We start from the raw sequence: 16099 nt of genomic DNA on the forward strand, positions 1-16099 counted from the left end.
AGGCTGGCGCGGTCACCAATGCCTTCAAGACGATCGACCCTGGCATCACCGTCAGCAACATCATCTGCGGCACGACGCGGCTGCACCGCTGGGCGCACCGCAATCCCGCGCTTCGTCTGGCCCGTGGCGCCTACACCCACGGGCCGCGGGTGCTCGCCGCCATCGACCGTTTCTTCGCGATCAACTCCGCGCTCGAGGTCGATCTCAGCGGCCAGGTCAATGCAGAGTCGCTCGACGGCCTGCCACGCGGCGGCGTGGGCGGCGCCAACGATTTCGCCCGCGCCGCGCGCCGCAGCGCTGGTGGCCGCTCGGTGATCGTGCTGCCCGCCGACGCGCAGGGCGGGCGACGCAGCCGCATCGTGCCCACGCTGGCCGGCGGCACGGTCACCGTCACCCGCAGCGATGTCGATCTGGTGGTCACCGAGCATGGCGTGGCCGACCTGCGCCATGCCACGCTCGCCGAGCGCGCGCGGCGACTGATCGCGATCGCATCGCCGGCCTGGCGCGAGCCGCTGGCACGGGCGCTGGCCGAGCCGGCGAGCTGGAATCGCGCACAATGACGGGCTGGCGCCCATGTTCCGGCGCCTTCCAGGAGACACCCGCATGAAATTCCGCCTTCTTCCCGCCCTTGCCGCCTGCGTGCTGGCGCTGACCACCGGCAGCGCCGCGGCTCAGGCCTATCCCTCGCGCCCGATCCGCGTGATCGTGCCCTTTGCCGTGGGCAGCGGCACCGACATCCTCACCCGGCTGATCACCGAGGAACTGCAGAAGAGCCTCGGTCAGCCCTTCGTCATCGACAACAAGCCTGGTGCCTCCAGTCAGATCGCCGCCGAGGCCGCGGCCAAGGCCGAGCCCGATGGCTACACGCTGATGATGACCACCAACACGGCCCATTCGGCCAATCCGCACCTGTTCAAGAAGCTGCGCTACGACCCGCTGAAGGATTTCACGCCGATCGCCCGGGTCAACCACTTCCTGTTCGCGCTGGCCGTCAAGGCCGATTCCCCGATCCGCACCCCGCAGGAACTGGTGGCCCATGTGCGGGCCAATCCCGGCAAGTTCTCCTACGGCTTCGGCAACTCCACCGGGCAGGTTGCCGGCGCGCACTTCGTCAAGTACGGCCGCATGGATGCCCAGCCGGTGCCCTACAAGAGCACCCCGCCGGCCATGACCGACATCGCGGTGGGGCAGGTGGAGTTCATGTTCGTCGACTGGGCTGCCGCGCAGAGCTTCATCAAGGCCGGCAAGCTCAAGCTGATCGGTGTGCAGTCCGACACCCGCTCGGCGATGCTGCCCGAGCTGCCGCCGGTGGGCGAGACCGTGCCCGGATTCACCTTCACGGTGTGGGGGGGCATGATCGGGCCGGCCGGCATGCCGTCGGCCATCGTGCAGACCCTCAATGCCGCGATCAACAAGGTGCTGGCCACGCCCGCGGTGCGCGAGCGCATGATGGGCCTCGGACTGGAGCCGGCCCCGATGTCGCTCGAGGATTTCCGCCGCTTCACGGTCGAGCAGCACGCGGCCTGGGGCAAGAGCATTCGCGACGCCGGCATCCAGCCGGAATGACCTCGGTCAGGCCCGCTGCTGCGGGGCGGGCATGAGTCTGTCGCCCCGGTTCCGCCCGGCCGCGGCCATCGCCGCGGCCACGGCGATGAACCTGCCCTTCGGGACCATCTACGCCTTCAGCGTCTTCCTGAAGCCGATGGAGGCCATGCTCGGCATCAGCCGGGCGCAGATGACCTTCATCTTCGGACTGGCCGCCTGCAGCCTGACCCTCGGCATGAACCTGGGACCCTGGCTGTACCGGCGGGTGCGGCCGGTGCCGCTCACGGTGGGTGGCGGCATCCTCAGCGGCCTGGGCCTGGCGCTCACGGCCGGGGCCAGCGGTTTTCTCGAACTCATGCTCGGCTACGGTCTGCTCTTCGGCATCGGCGGCGGCGTGGGCTTCATCCTGGTGCAGCAGGGCGTGAACCAGACGGTCCGCAGCCATACCGGCCTCGTCAACGGCTATGTGATCGGGCTCTATCCCCTGGGCGCGATGATCGGTGCGCCGCTCTTCGGCTGGGCGATCCAGACCTGGGGCCTGCGTCCAACCCTCTATGGCCTTGCGTTAGCGGTGCTGCTGTGCTGCCTGCTGACCGCGCTGCTGCTGGGCGTGGCCGACATCCGCATGCAGGACGAGACGGCCCACGCGGCCGGGCCGGTCGATCCGCGCAGGCCACTGTTCTTTCGACTGTTCGCAGTGTTCTTTCTGGCCGCGGCCGCCGGGCTCACGGTGATGAGCCAGGCCGCGGGCATCATCCAGGCCTATGGAGGACAGACCGCCATGGCGCTGGGTGCCACCTCGGTGATCACCGGCTTCATCGCCAGTGCGCGCATCGGCGGCGGCTGGCTGATCGACCGCTTCGCCGTGCCGCATGTGGCCGCCGGCGCCCATCTGTTCTCGCTCACCGGCGCGGTCATGCTCAGCCTCTGGCCGGGCCCGCTCATGGCAGTGCCCTGCCTGGTGATGATCGGCATGGGCTACGGGTTCATCTCGGGGATCACCGCCGGGGCGATCGCGCGCTACTGGAGCCGCAATGCGTTTGGGCGCGTGGCGGGGCAGCTCTACATCGCCTGGTGCATCGCCGCGATCAGCCTGCCGGTGCTGGCAGGCTGGATCTACGACCGCACCCAGGGCTACGGCGTGGCGGTGATGATCGCCGCGCTGGGCAACATCCTGGGTGCCTGGCTGGCCTTCGGCCTGCCGCGCGTGGCGGCTGCGCCGCCCCGCTGATCAGGCGACCGCATGGCCCGCGATCACGCGGCCATGCGGCACGCCGTCGATCACTTCTTCTCGTGCTTGGCAGCCCAGACCTTCTTGCCTTCCGTCAGGGCGTCATAGACGGTCTGCGCCTTGCCGCCGATGGCCTGCACCAGCTCGGCCTGGCCCGGGCGGATGACCTTGGCCCAGGCTTCACGCTGCTCGGCCGTGAGCTCGTGCACGAAACCGCCCTTGGCGACGAATTCCTTCATCTTGGGCTTCTCGGTATCGGCCACCTGCTTGCGGGCCCATGCCACATCCGGCAGGGCCTTGAGCATCTTCTCGCGCAGGGCCGGCTTCAGACCATCGAAGAGGGCCTTGTTGACGATGAAGGTGGAGGGGTGGTGGTAGTGCCGGGTCATCACGTAGTGAGGCGCGCTCTGCGCGGCCGGCGTGGTGACATAGAACAGGAAGGGCAGGTCTGCGCCCACCACCAGGCCGCTCTGCAGGCCGGGCCAGGCTTCGGTGAGCGGCATCTGCACGCCATTGGCGCCGAGCTGCTTGAACACGATGCGCGAGGCCGGCGAGGGCGAGACCCGCATCTTCTGGCCCTTCATGCTCTCCGGGGTCAGGCAGGCGGTCTTGCAGACCATGTCGTTCCAGCCCACATCGGCCACGAGGATCAGCTCCAGGCCCTTCTCGGCGTAGAGCTTCTTCATGACTGGTACGCCGTGGTTGTCGGTGACCCAGGCGCGCTCCTCGTCGTTCTTCCAGATGTAGGGGGCGTTGAAGACCGCGCCTTCGGGCACGGTGATGGCGCCGCCGGCAAACGACGAGGCACCGGCCTGCAGGCGGCCGCGCACCACCTGCTGGTGCATTTCCTGCTCGTTGCCGACATGCTGGTACTCGAGTTTCAGCTCATTGCCGGCCACCGCGTTGAAGTCGTTGATGAACTTCATGACGATGTCGTAGAGCACGGTGCCTTGCATGGCGGCCGTGCCGAGTTTCCAGACCTCCTGCGCCGAAGCCGGGGTGCTGATGCCAGCGGCCAGCAGCGAGAAGCCGGCGGCCGTGAGGAACTTCCTGAGGGATGTTTTCATGAGGTCTCCTGTTGTTGTCAGACGGTCGTGACGGCCCGTCCTGCCGCCAAGAGTATTGCTCGACTGTCGGGCGCAGGCCAATGCCCCGGCCGGGGCATGGTCATGCGGTTACGGAAACCGGAAGATCCGGCTGTTTCAGGCTGCATCCAGCGCACGCCAGCCCTCGCCCTCGAGCGCCGCGCGGCCGTCACGGCGCAGCTTGATCAGATGCGCCGTGAGCGAGCGCAGCGCCACCGGATGCAGCGCGGGGCGCACATCGTCGTAGACCCGGGCGAGCAGGTCGGCGGCGGTGGCCGGACCGAGCTCGGTCAGGGCCTGCATCACCTTGGCCTCGCGCGCCAGCCGGTGGCGGATCACGCCTTCGATCACCCGGCGCGGCTCGGCCATCAGAAAGCCGTGGCCCGGTGCCAGCCAGTCGAGCGCGAGCGGCACCAGGGCGCGCAGCGATGCCAGGTAGGCACTCATGTCGCCATCGGGCGGGCCGATCACCACCGTGGATGCGCCCATGAGGTGATCGCCGGTGAACAGCGTGGCTTCCTCCTCGAGCAGGAAGCAGAGATGGTTGGAGGCGTGCCCCGGCGTGTGCAGCACGCGCAGGCTGACCCCCTCGTCGATGCTCAGGCGCTCGCCATGCACCGGCTGACGGGTGGGTGAGAAGGTCGGGTCCTGGTTGCCGGCGTGATCGGCGATGCGGCCGAGCACCGGCGCGCCGGTGCGCGCAGCCAGTTCCACGGCGCCGGGGGAGTGGTCGGGATGGGTATGGGTGACCAGGATCTGGCTGATCGGGCCCGGGGCGGCGGCCATCACGGCCTCGAGGTGCACGCCCAGCGACGGACCCGGATCGATCACCGCCCACCGGTTGGCCGGCCCGCCGCCCACCAGGTAGGTGTTGGTGCCGGGTCCGGTCATCATGCCGGGGTTGGGCGCGGTCACCCGGATCACCCGCGCCGAGAGACGCACCGCCAGGCCCGGCTCGATCGCATAGCGGGCGCTGCCGTGGCCGGGCGGGTCGAGGCGGCCGACCTCGGCCCAGGCGGGATGGTCGGCGGCCACCGGCATCATGCCCTGCGGGCCATCGGCGATCCGCGGCGCCGGCAGCGCCACGGTGCGCGGCACGCGGGCGTGGTCGAGCACCTCCTGCGCGCGGCTGAAGCGGGCCAGTGTCTCGAGCGTGACCCGGGTGGGGCCGAGCAGCTTGAGCGAGTCGCTGCGTGCCACCGCCTCGGCCGGCGGCAGCCAGAGCTGCTCCACGAGCTCGACGGCGTCGTGCGCCGATTCCTGGGCCTGCGGCGCGATCGCGAAGAAGAAGCGGGTGTCCCAGCGCTTGACGCGGATGGCCGGGGTGACCCAGCGCGCGTAGTAGGCGAGGTGCCGGGTGGCCAGCCGCAGCCCGAAGTGCTCGCACAGCCCGGCCAGGGTGGTCTCGCCGCGGTGCAGGCGCTGACGCCAGGCCAGGATGGCCTCGCCGCGCTCGCCCTCCAGGCGGACCAGCGATCCGTCGGGCTCGCAGGCGAGCAGCAGACCCGACTCCTCGAAGCACTCGCGGATGGCCGCCACATAGTAGTCGAGCCCGCCTTCGGACAGGCCCATGTCGTTGCTGGCGGCAGCGTCATCGAGGCCGTGGCAATGGCCGTGCCCGCCCCGGTCGGCGGCGTCGAGCACGCCGCCGGGAAACACCCATGCGCCGCTGCTGTGGTCGCCGCGTTCGGCGCGGCGCAGCAGCAGCACCTCCAGGCCCTGGGGCGCGTCGCGCATCACCACCAGCGTGGCGGCGTTGCGCAGTGGCGCGATGGTGGCGGGGGCGGCATCGGCGCTGCCGCCGGCGTTCGGATGAGTGGAGACGGTCATGGTCGGGTCAGGCAGGGGTTGGCGTTGGGATGGGGCGCAGGCTCAGCGACCGCCGAACACGGGCGGGCGCTTCTCGACGAAGGCGCGCACCGCCTCGCGGTGGTCGTCGGTCTGCGAACACTCGACCAGGCGCCGCGCCTCGTGCCGCAGGGCGGCGTCGAAGTCGATGTGCAGGGCCTCGTCGAGGTTGTCCTTCATGTGGGCCAGGGCCAGCCCCGGTCCGCGGGCCATGGCGCGGGCGAGCGCGAAGGCCTCGTCCTGCAGCTGCGCGTCGGGCACCACCCGGTTGAACAGGCCGATGCGCTCGGCGCGGGCGGCGTCCACCCGCTCGGAGGTGAACATCATCTCGCGCGCGATCGGCGAGCCCACGGCGCGGGTGAGCAGCCAGGCCACCCCGTAGTCGCCCGACAGCCCGATGCGGGAGTAGCCGGCGCTCACGAAGGCCGAGGCTGCCGCGATGCGGATGTCGCAGGCCAGCGCGATGGCCAGGCCCGCGCCGGCCGCTGCGCCCGGCAGCGCCGCGAGCGTGGGCTTGCGCACCGCCATCAGCGCGCCGGTGAGCAGGCGCTGGCGCTCGACCAGATCGCTGATGCGGGCCTGCGGCGACCAGTCCTTGCGGTTGCTGTTGTCGCCCATGCCCTTGACATCGCCCCCGGCGCAGAACGCGGTGCCCGCGCCGGTGATCAGCAGCGCGCCCACCCGTGGATCGTCGCCGCACGCGCGGATCATGCGCCGCAGCGCCGGCGTGAGCTGGTCGGACAGGGCGTTGCGGGCCTGCGGCCGGTTCAGGGTGATCAGCGCGACCGCGTCGCGGATCTCGCACAGCAGCTGGTCGGTGCCGGTGTCGATGACGAGGGCCTGCGTGGTCGTGCTCATGAGCGCTCCTGCGGTCGGGTTGTCGGGGTAGGCCGGATGCATGGGACGGGGAGGGGCGGGAGCGGTCGGGTCGGCGCGGCCGAGCGGGCGACGGTCTCAGGCCGCCTGTCGCGCGCCCAGGCTGGGACGCGTGATGCCGAATCGGGCCAGCTCGGGGACGGGCCTGCTGCACAGCGCGTCAGCCAGCCACTGCCCGGTGACCGCCGACATGGTCAGCCCGAGATGGCCATGGCCGAAGGCGGCCCACAGCGCCGGCAGCCCCGGCAGTGGGCCGAGCACCGGCAGCGTGTCGGGCAGGCAGGGCCGATGGCCCATCCAGCGGGTCTGGCCGGTCGTGCCCGCCTCACCCGCCTGCGGGAAGGCACGCTCGAAGCTGGCCTGCAGCAGCGCGAAGCGGCGCTCGCCGGGGTCGGCCCGCAGACCGGCGAATTCCACGGTGCCGCCGCAGCGCACGCCGGCGCGCATCGGCACGATGAAGACCTTGGTGTCGCCGGTGACCACCGGGCCGCGCAGCGGCTCGCCGGGTGCGACCTCCAGGCTGCTGCGCTGCAGGTGGTAGCCGCGCTGGCTCTCCAGGGGCACGCGCAGGCCCAGCGGCCGCAGCAGATCCGTCGACCAGGCTCCCGCTGCCAGCACGCAGGCCTGCGCCGGATAGGTCCGGCCGGCGGCCTGCAGGCCGCCGTCGGCCCGCAGCGCATCGACCGGCGCCTGGATGAACTCGGTGCCGTGGTGCCGCAGGGCCTGCGCAAGCCGCAGGCACAGGCCGTGCGGATCGGTGATCGCCGCCGCTTCGGGCAGGAACATGCCGTCGGTGTAGGCCGGGCCCAGGCCGGGCTGGCGGGCCAGCAGGCCGTCGCGATCGAGCGCCTCGGCGCGCACGCCGAGGTCGGCCCGCAGCCGCCAGGCAAAGCCGTCCGCCGCCAGCGCCTGGCGCGAGGCGTAGACATGCAGCTGGCCGGTGTGCGCCAGCAGGTCGCGTGCGTCGATGGCCGAGAGCACTGCCTCCCAGGCCGGCAGGGTGGGCGAGAGGATGGTGAGCAGTGCATCGGCCACCTGCCGCACCGTGGCCTCGTCGGACACCCGCACGAACTGCCGCAGCCAGGGCAGCGCGCGCAGCAGGTAGCGCCGGCGCACCACCAGCGGCGCATCGGCGCTGGTGAGCATCTTCAGCCCGGCGCGGGCGGCGCCGGGCACCGCCAGCGGCACCACCGAGCCGCTGGAGAGCGAGCCCGAGTTGCCGAACGAGGCGCCCGCGCCGGGCGGCTGGGCGTCGAAGACCCGTACCCTGCGGCCCCGGCAGACCAGCGCCCAGGCCACCGACAGCCCGACGATGCCGGCGCCGACGATGTTGACCGGGCCTGCTCGGGGCGACGGCGCGCTCACGGTGACGCTCAGCGGTAGACGCCGTCCCAGGGGCCCGGCACCACCGAGGCGGAGCGCCCGTCGGCAGCCACGGTGGGGCGGTTGAGCGAGAACACCGTCTCGGGCGAGAGCACCGAGTAGTCCATGTAGCCCAGGCGGGCGAGCGGCTTCATGGCCGGGGTGTCGACGATGCCGTCGCGGATGAAGGCGTCATCGATGTAGATGCCGGTGACCAGCCCGAAGACCACGGTGTAGGTGACGCCCTTGCCGTCGGGCGGGGCCGGCATGTCGAGGGTCTTCCAGAGCCTGCACTCGAAGGCCGCGGGGCTCTCGCCCACCCGGGGGGCGCGTACCGTGACCCCGGGCGTGGCGGTGAGGCCGGCCAGGGCGAACTCGTCGACCCCGGGCGCCACGGTGGCCGAGCTCATGTTCATCTGGTCGCGCAGGTCGAGGGTGGACAGCGAGCAGGTGAATTCGCCGTTGGCGAGGATGTTGCGCAGGCTGTCCTTGTGGCCGCCCGAGGAGAACATGACCACGGGCGGACGGTCGCTGACCGCATTGAAGAAGCTGTAGGGCGCGAGATTGGGCTGGCCGTCGGCGCCCAGGGTGCCGATCCAGCCGATCGGCCGGGGTACGGCCAGCGCCTTGAAGGGATCGAATTTGAGACCGTGGCGGCCGGTGGCGGTGTCGTAGTGCATGGAGTCCTCGGGGAGCCGGTTCGGGATAGCCGGACACTACCGCAGGATGGCCGACGAGGTCGGCGCCGGTCGACCATTATCGGGATCGGATCGGACGCATAGAATGGCGCCCGGAACCGTCACGGCACCGGCCGGTTCCGGCTGGCCATGCCGGCAGGCCGGGGCCGACCCACCGGAGAACCTTCTTGCGCGAACTCGACCGCTTCCTCGCCTGCCGGGATCACCTCCTGGCCAACCGCACCGACCTGGCCGCCGCGACGGCCGGCTTCGAGTGGCCGCAGCTCGACCGCTTCAACTGGGCGATCGACTACTTCGACGCAATGGCGCGCGACAACCCCGCGCCGGCGCTGCACATCGTCGAGGAGTCGGGCGCCCAGTCGCGGCTGAGCTATGCCGAGCTCTCGGCCCGCTCCAACCAGGTGGCCAACTTCCTGATCGGTCTGGGCGCGCGACGCGGCGACCGCATCCTGCTGATGATCGGCAACGAGGTGCCGCTGTGGGAGACCATGCTGGCGGCGATCAAGTTCGGTGCGGTGCTGATCCCGGCCACCACGCTGCTCTCGGGCGATGATCTCGCCGACCGGCTGCGCCGCGGCAATGTCCGGCATGTGATCACCAACGCCGCGGGCATGGCCAAGTTCCAGGAGCTCCCCGCTGCCGACACCACCGGCCGCAGCCTGATCTGCGTGTCGGCGGGCAGCGCCGGCCTGCCGCCGGGCTGGATCGACTACTGGGGCTCGCGGGCCTCGCCAACCGCCTTCGAGGCGCCCGATTCCACGCTGGCCGCCGATCCGCTGCTCGAGTACTTCACCTCGGGCACCACCGCGCGCCCCAAGCTCGTCCAGCACACCCAGGTGAGCTACCCGGTGGGCCACCTGTCCACCATGTACTGGCTGGGCCTGAAGAAGGGCGATGTGCACTGGACCATCAGCTCGCCGGGCTGGGCCAAGCATGCCTGGAGCTGCTTCTTCGCGCCCTTCAATGCCCAGGCCTGCGTGTTCATCTACAACTACAGCCGCTTCAATGGCCCGGCCATCCTGGGCACGCTGGTCGAGCACGGCGTGAACACCCTGTGTGCGCCGCCCACGGTCTGGCGCATGCTCATCCAGGAAGACCTCAAGGCCTGGCCGGTGAAGCTGCGCGAGCTGATCTCGGCCGGCGAGCCGCTCAATCCCGAGGTCATCGAGCAGGTGCGGGCGGCCTGGAACATCGTCATCCGCGATGGCTTCGGCCAGACCGAGAGCACCGCGCAGATCGGCAATCCGCCGGGGGCCCCCCTCAAGCCCGGTTCGATGGGCCGGCCGCTGCCCGGCTATCCGATCGTGCTGCTCGACCCCGATGGCGTGCCCGGCGACGAGGGCGAGATCTGCATCGACCTGTCGCGGCGTCCGCTCGCCCTGATGACCGGCTATGCCGACGACCCCGAGAAGACCGCCGAGTGCATGCGCGACGGCTACTACCACACCGGTGATGTCGGCATGCGCGATGCCGAGGGCTACATCACCTACGTCGGCCGGGCTGACGACGTCTTCAAGGCCTCGGGCTACCGGATCAGCCCCTTCGAGCTCGAGAGCGCGCTGATCGAGCACCCGGCTGTGGCCGAGGCGGCGGTGGTGCCCTCGCCCGATGCGCTGCGCGGCTTCGTGCCCAAGGCCTATGTCATCCTCGCGCCGGGCCACCAGCCCGATGCCGCCACCGCCGCCGACATCTTCCGCTTCATGCGCGGCCGGGTGTCAGGGTACAAGCTGGTGCGGCGCATCGAGTTCAGCGACCTGCCCAAGACCATCTCGGGCAAGATCCGCCGGGTGGAACTGCGCGGCCAGGAAAAGGCCCGGCCGGCGCAGGGCGCGCGCACTGCGGCCGAGTTTCTCGAGGAATCTGTCCGCTGAGTGCCTTGCTCGTGCCGCGGGCTTTTCCCGGGCCGCGGTGCGCCCACCTATAATCGCCGCTTCTTTGAGGAGTCACCCCATGAAAACCGTTTCGCTGATCGCGGGCATCGCCGCGCTGTTCGTCTCGGCCTCGGTCTCGGCCCAGGATCTCGCCGGCACCCTGAAGAAGATCAAGGAGACCGGCACCATCACCATCGGCCACCGCGAGTCCTCCATCCCGTTCTCCTACCTCGACGACAAGCAGCAGCCCATCGGCTACGCGATGGACCTCTGCATGAAGGTGGTCGATGCGGTCAAGGCCGAGCTCAAGCTGCCCAATCTCAAGATCGCGCTGCAGCCGGTCACCTCCAGCAACCGCATCCCGCTGCTGCAGAACGGCACCATCGACCTCGAGTGCGGCTCCACCACCAACTCGGTGCAGCGCCAGCAGCAGGTGGCCTTCGGCCCCACCTACTTCGTGATCAACGTGACCGCCGCGGTGAAGAAGACCTCGGGCGTGAACAGCCTCACCGACCTCAACGGCAAGAACATCTCCACCACCTCGGGCACCACCGCTGTGCCGCTGCTCAAGGCCTACGAGAAGACCAAGAGCATCGATGTGAAGGAGATCTACGGCAAGGATCACGCCGAGTCCTTCCTGCTGCTGGTGGAAGACCGGGTCTCGGCCTTCGTGATGGACGACATCCTGCTCGCCGGGCAGATCGCCAACGCCAAGTCGCCGGCCGACTTCAAGATCCTGGGCGAGTCGCTGCGCCAGGAGCCCTACAGCATGATGCTGCGCAAGGACGACCCGCAGTTCAAGGCGCTGATCGACAAGACCATCTCCGGCGTGATGAAGTCCGGCGAGATCGAGAAGATCTACGCCAAGTGGTTCACGAGCCCGGTGCCCCCCAAGGGCGTGAACCTGAACTTCCAGCAGACCCCGCCGCTGAAGGACGCCTTCCGCAATCCCAACGACAAGGGCGTCTGAGCCGTCGTCCCGCGCGCCGCGCCGAGCGGGCGCGGCGAGCGTGTCCCCGGCCCGGCGCCTGAGCCGGGCCTTCTCCCAGGGGCCCGCGCATGAACCTCGGCATCTTCTTCGAGCCCAACGCCGACGGCGATAGCCTCTGGTGGGAATCCCTCGCCGGCGGGCTCACCTTCACGCTGTCCACCGCGCTGTTCGCGGCGATCATCGCCTTCTTTCTCGGCTCGGTGCTCGGCGTGCTGCGCACCACCGGTCGGCCCTGGCTGGTGCGGCTGGGCAATGCCTATGTCGAGCTGTTTCGCAACATCCCGCTGATCGTCCAGTTCTTCATCTGGTACTTCGTGCTGCCGGGGCTGGTGCCCTCGGTGAAGCGCTGGGTCACCAGCCTCGACCCCACCGAGCACCAGTTCGTCACCGCGGTGGTCTGCCTGGGCCTGTTCACCGCCGCGCGCATCAGCGAGCAGGTTCGCTCGGGCATTCAGTCGCTGCCGCGCGGCCAGCGCGCTGCGGCCTATGCCATCGGCCTGACGGAGGCGCAGACCTATCGCCATGTGCTGCTGCCCATGGCCTACCGGATCATCATCCCGCCGCTCACCTCCGAGACGATGAACCTCATCAAGAACACCGCGGTGGCCTATTCCATCGGCCTCACCGAGCTGTTCTTCCGAACCCGCGAGATGGGTGAGCTCACCTTCCGCTATTTCGAGGCCTTCGCGGCGGCCACGCTGGTCTATGTCGTGATCGCCATGACCGCCAACCGGGTGATGGCCTGGGTGGAACGCCGGGTGGCGGTGCCCGGCTACATCGGCTCGGGGCGATGATGCAGGGCCTCGAGTTCGACATCCTGGCGCGCAGCTGGCCCTACCTGCTCAAGGGCCTGCAGTACACGGTGCAGCTCACGGTGGTCGCGGCGCTGGGCGGCGTGCTCTTCGGCACGCTGCTGGCCATGGCCCGGCTCTCGTCGTTCAGGCCGCTGTCGATGCTGGCTGCGGGCTATGTGAACCTGATGCGCTCGGTGCCGCTGCTGCTGGTGATCTTCTGGTTCTACTTCCTGGTGCCGGTGCTGCTGCAGACCCTCACCGGGGCCGACCGGCCCCCGAGCATCGGCGCCGAGCGCTCGGCCTACTTCACCTTCATCATGTTCGAGGCGGCGTACTTCTGCGAGATCATGCGCGCCGGCATCCAGAGCATTCCCAAGGGCCAGGTCGGCGCCGCCTATGCCATCGGGCTGGACTACTGGCAGGCCATGCGCCTGATCGTGCTGCCGCAGGCCTTCCGCAACATGCTGCCGGTGCTGCTCACCCAGACCATCATCCTGTTCCAGGATGTCTCGCTGGTGTCGCTGCTCAATGTCACCGACTTCGTCGGCGCCGCCAGCAAGGTGGCTCAGCGCGACAGCCGGGTGGTCGAGATGTACCTGTTCGTGGCGGTGGTGTACTTCGTGCTGTGCTCGGCCCTGTCGGCGGCGGTGCGCCGGCTGCAGGCCCGCATCGCCATCGTGCGCTGAGCGCGCCGCCCCTTGCCCGAGGAATGCCGATGTCGATGATCGAGTTCAAGCAGGTCAGCAAGTGGTACGGGGACTTCCAGGTGCTCACCGACTGCACCACCCAGGTGGCCAAGGGCGAGGTGGTGGTGGTGTGCGGGCCCTCCGGCTCGGGCAAGTCCACCCTCATCAAGTGCGCCAATGCCCTCGAGCCCTTCCAGAAGGGCGAGATCCGGGTCGATGGCGTGTCGGTGGGCGCGCCCGGCACCAATCTGCCCAAGCTGCGCTCGCGCATCGGCATGGTGTTTCAGCACTTCGAGCTCTTTCCGCACCTTTCGATCACCGAGAACCTCACCCTGGGCCAGACCCGGGTGCTCGGTCGCAGCCCCGACCAGGCCCGCGAGAAGGGAAGCCAGCTGCTCGAGCGGGTGGGGCTGTCGGCGCATGCCGCCAAGTTTCCGGGACAGCTCTCGGGTGGCCAGCAGCAGCGCGTGGCGATCGCCCGCGCGCTGGCCATGGACCCGATCGCGATGCTCTTCGACGAGCCCACCTCGGCGCTCGACCCCGAGATGGTCAACGAGGTGCTCGATGTGATGGTCGAGCTCGCCCGCGAGGGCATGACCATGATGGTGGTCACCCACGAGATGGGCTTTGCCCGCAAGGTGGCCGACCGGGTGGTGTTCATGGACCAGGGCCGCATCGTCGAGGACTGCACCAAGACCGAGTTCTTCGAGACCCCGCGCGGTCCGCGGGCCCAGGAGTTCCTCTCCAAGATCCTCAGCCACTGAGTCCGCCATGTCCGACGCCCCCGCCGCGCCCGCCCACGAGGGCCACTGCCGCCTCGAGCCCTTCGAGGGCGGCGTGGTGTTCCGCATCACCCGCCCGGCCAAGCTCAATGCCATCACCCGGCCGATCCTGCTGGCGCTCGATGCCTGCCTGCGCGACATGGCCGCTGCCGGCCAGCGGCTGCTGGTGATCACCGGCGAGGGCGAGAAGGCCTTCTGCGCCGGCACCGATCTGGCCGAGACCCAGGCCATGCCGCCCGATGCCCGGCTCGACAAGAGCGCCATGGCCCGCGAGCTGCTGGTGCGGCTGTCACGATCGCCGGTGGTCAGCGTGGCGGCGATCAATGGCCTGGCCTATGGCGGCGGGCTGGAGCTGGCCATGGCCTGCACGCTGCGCGTGGCCGCGGCCCATGTCCGGGTGTCGCTGCCCGAGATCAAGCTCGGCCTGCTGCCGGCCTATGCCGGCACGCAGTTCCTGCCGGCGCTGGTCGGGCCCTCGCGCGCCCTCGATCTCATGCTCACCGGGCGCCCGGTGCCGGCCGACGAGGCCCTGGCCATGGGGCTGGTCAATCGCGTGGTGCCCGCGGGCGAATCCGTGCTCGATCAGGCCATCGCGCTCGGCCGCGAGGTGACCCGGTTCAGCCCCGATGCCATCGCCGGCATCCGGCGCTGCGTGGCCGCCGCCGGGCCCGAGGTGACCGACGCCGGGCTGGCGGTGGAAGACGCGGTGGTGCGCGCGGTGTTCCTCACCGAGAACGCCCGCGAGGGCGTGGCTGCCTTCCTGGAAAAGCGCCCGGCGGTGTTTCGCTGACCCACGCTGGCGCGCGGCCGGCGGCTCGCGCCGGCGCATGGCCGTCCGCGGCGCGGCCGCGCTCGGCTCAGGCCCGCGGGTCGATCGGTCCCGCGCCCGGAAAACGCGCCTCGAGCACCTCGGCGGCATCGAGCAGCAGGTCTTCGCGAAAGCGCGAGGCCATGAGCTGCACGCCCACCGGCAGGCCCTGCGCCATGCCCACCGGCGCCGAGAGCGCGGGCAGGCCGAGGGTGGCGGCCGGAAAGAGCGGCGCCTGCGCGCGGAAGATGCGCTCGAAGTCGGCGCGGCTGCGGGTGTCCAGGCCCTGCTCGAAGGGCAGCTCGGCGCTCACGGGGTAGAGCGCCAGCGGGTATTCGGCGAGGAAGCCCATCATCGATCGCAGCAGCGCGGCCCGGCCGGCGCCGGCCTGCATGAGCTCGAGCGCGCTCAGCTCCGGCGCCTGATCGAGCATCCAGGCGAAGGCCTGGCGGATGCCGGCATCGCCGTGGGCGGTCACCGCCGGCGCCATCAGATGGCGTGCCTCGCCGTGCACGAAGCGGTTCCAGAGATCGGCTGCCTGCGCCATGCCGGGCGGATCGCGCTCTTCCACCGCGTAGCCGGCGGCCGCGAGCGCGTCGGCCGCGCGGCGCAGGGCATCGCGCACCGGCGGGCTCGCGGGCGTGCCGGCGGCATCGAAGCTCAGCGCCACGCGGATGGGCCGCGCCACCGGCTCGCCGGCCAGCGGTGCGGGCACCCACCAGGGGTCGCGCAGGTCGGCTGCGGCCATGGCCGCGAGCGCCACCCGCAGGTCGCGTACCGAGCGGGTGAGCGGGCCCTGCACCGACATCAGCTGGGCACTGAGCGGGCGCTCGGCGCTGGCGCTGGGATTGAAGGCCGGCACGCGGCCGAAGGAGGGGCGCAGGCCGAAGGTGCCGGTGCAGTAGGCGGGGTAGCGGATGGAGCCGCCGATGTCGTTGCCGTGGGCGATCGCGCCGATGCCGGCGGCCAGCGCCGCCGAGGCTCCGCCCGAGGAGCCGCCCGGGGTGTGAGCGGGCGACCAGGGATTCAGCGTGCGGCCGTGCAGGTCGTTCTCGGTGAACCAGCGAAACGAGAAGCCCGGGGTGTTGGTGCGGCCCACCGGGATGGCGCCGGCGCGGCGCAGGTTGGCCACCACCGGGCTGTCGGCCGGCGCGATCAGATCACGCCAGGCGACCACGCCGTTGGTGGTCGGTCGGCCGGCAAGATCGACATTGACCTTGACGGTGACCGGCACCCCGTGCAGCGGGCCGAGCGCTTCGCCTGCCGCCACGGCGCGATCGGCCGCCCGGGCCTGCGCGAGCGCCGAATCGGCGAGCACATCGACCACCGCGTTGATCGCGGGATTGACGGCGGCGATCCGATCGAGGCAGGCCTGCACCGCCTCGCGGCTGCTGATCAGCCCGGTGCGGATGCCGTGGGCGAGATCGACCGCGTCCCAGGCATGCAGGGGCGCGACGGGGGTGGCAGGCTGGGGCATGAAGGGTCTCCTGAGCGGGTGGGCACCAGTGTGCCCGATGCTGCG

At 70.5% G+C, this 16099-nt stretch carries 15 protein-coding genes; 9 read left to right on the forward strand and 6 right to left on the reverse strand.

Annotation, left to right across the window (positions count from 1 at the left end; all coding sequences use genetic code 11):
* From AC2H6A_RS03405 to AC2H6A_RS03415, 3 genes are all read left to right on the forward strand, one after another.
* Positions 1-560 (forward strand): acetyl-CoA hydrolase/transferase C-terminal domain-containing protein (locus AC2H6A_RS03405; RefSeq protein ID WP_484271729.1); only part of this gene is annotated, 560 nt, incomplete at its 5' end.
* Between the two features lie 43 nt (positions 561-603).
* On the forward strand, positions 604-1566 hold the full coding sequence (locus AC2H6A_RS03410) for a Bug family tripartite tricarboxylate transporter substrate binding protein (protein WP_484271730.1): 963 nt from the start codon (positions 604-606) through the stop codon (positions 1564-1566).
* Between the two features lie 31 nt (positions 1567-1597).
* Positions 1598-2776: an MFS transporter gene (locus AC2H6A_RS03415; protein ID WP_484271731.1), complete on the forward strand. Its 1179-nt coding sequence runs from the start codon at positions 1598-1600 to the stop codon at positions 2774-2776.
* 50 nt (positions 2777-2826) lie between these two features.
* On the opposite strand, the gene AC2H6A_RS03420 is transcribed toward AC2H6A_RS03415, so the two are convergent.
* From AC2H6A_RS03420 to AC2H6A_RS03440, 5 genes are all read right to left on the reverse strand, one after another.
* Positions 2827-3843: a TRAP transporter substrate-binding protein gene (locus tag AC2H6A_RS03420; RefSeq protein ID WP_484271732.1), complete on the reverse strand. Its 1017-nt coding sequence runs from the start codon at positions 3841-3843 to the stop codon at positions 2827-2829.
* 135 nt (positions 3844-3978) lie between these two features.
* Positions 3979-5691: an MBL fold metallo-hydrolase gene (locus tag AC2H6A_RS03425; protein WP_484271733.1), complete on the reverse strand. Its 1713-nt coding sequence runs from the start codon at positions 5689-5691 to the stop codon at positions 3979-3981.
* 42 nt (positions 5692-5733) lie between these two features.
* A complete protein-coding gene (locus AC2H6A_RS03430) occupies positions 5734-6567 on the reverse strand; it encodes an enoyl-CoA hydratase-related protein (RefSeq protein WP_484271734.1) in 834 nt (277 codons plus the stop codon).
* 96 nt (positions 6568-6663) lie between these two features.
* Positions 6664-7950 (reverse strand): NAD(P)/FAD-dependent oxidoreductase, encoded by a 1287-nt coding sequence (locus AC2H6A_RS03435; RefSeq protein ID WP_484271735.1) that lies wholly within the window; start codon positions 7948-7950, stop codon positions 6664-6666.
* An 8-nt stretch (positions 7951-7958) separates the two neighbouring features.
* Positions 7959-8627, reverse strand: a complete 669-nt coding sequence (locus AC2H6A_RS03440; protein WP_484271736.1) for a flavin reductase family protein — start codon at positions 8625-8627, stop codon at positions 7959-7961.
* A gap of 185 nt (positions 8628-8812) precedes the next feature.
* Between AC2H6A_RS03440 and AC2H6A_RS03445 the strand changes: the two genes are divergently transcribed.
* The 6 genes from AC2H6A_RS03445 (at position 8813) to AC2H6A_RS03470 (ending at position 14559) form a co-directional block, all read left to right on the forward strand.
* On the forward strand, positions 8813-10516 hold the full coding sequence (locus AC2H6A_RS03445) for an AMP-binding protein (protein ID WP_484271737.1): 1704 nt from the start codon (positions 8813-8815) through the stop codon (positions 10514-10516).
* 79 nt (positions 10517-10595) lie between these two features.
* Positions 10596-11486: a transporter substrate-binding domain-containing protein gene (locus tag AC2H6A_RS03450; RefSeq protein WP_484271738.1), complete on the forward strand. Its 891-nt coding sequence runs from the start codon at positions 10596-10598 to the stop codon at positions 11484-11486.
* A gap of 89 nt (positions 11487-11575) precedes the next feature.
* The gene (locus AC2H6A_RS03455; RefSeq protein WP_484271739.1) at positions 11576-12301 is read left to right on the forward strand and encodes an amino acid ABC transporter permease; all 726 of its coding nucleotides are present in this window, start codon (positions 11576-11578) and stop codon (positions 12299-12301) included.
* Positions 12298-12987, forward strand: a complete 690-nt coding sequence (locus tag AC2H6A_RS03460) for an amino acid ABC transporter permease (protein ID WP_484271740.1) — start codon at positions 12298-12300, stop codon at positions 12985-12987. The genes AC2H6A_RS03455 and AC2H6A_RS03460 overlap by 4 nt, the downstream gene beginning before the upstream one ends.
* Before the next feature lie 35 nt (positions 12988-13022).
* Positions 13023-13751: an amino acid ABC transporter ATP-binding protein gene (locus tag AC2H6A_RS03465; protein ID WP_484271762.1), complete on the forward strand. Its 729-nt coding sequence runs from the start codon at positions 13023-13025 to the stop codon at positions 13749-13751.
* Between the two features lie 7 nt (positions 13752-13758).
* Positions 13759-14559, forward strand: coding sequence for an enoyl-CoA hydratase/isomerase family protein (locus tag AC2H6A_RS03470; RefSeq protein ID WP_484271741.1), 801 nt, complete (start codon positions 13759-13761; stop codon positions 14557-14559).
* A 67-nt stretch (positions 14560-14626) separates the two neighbouring features.
* Here AC2H6A_RS03470 and AC2H6A_RS03475 read toward each other — a convergent pair whose 3' ends face one another.
* Positions 14627-16054, reverse strand: a complete 1428-nt coding sequence (locus tag AC2H6A_RS03475; RefSeq protein WP_484271742.1) for an amidase — start codon at positions 16052-16054, stop codon at positions 14627-14629.
* Positions 16055-16099: the final 45 nt, after the last annotated feature.

The organism is Quisquiliibacterium sp., from assembly GCF_982640115.1.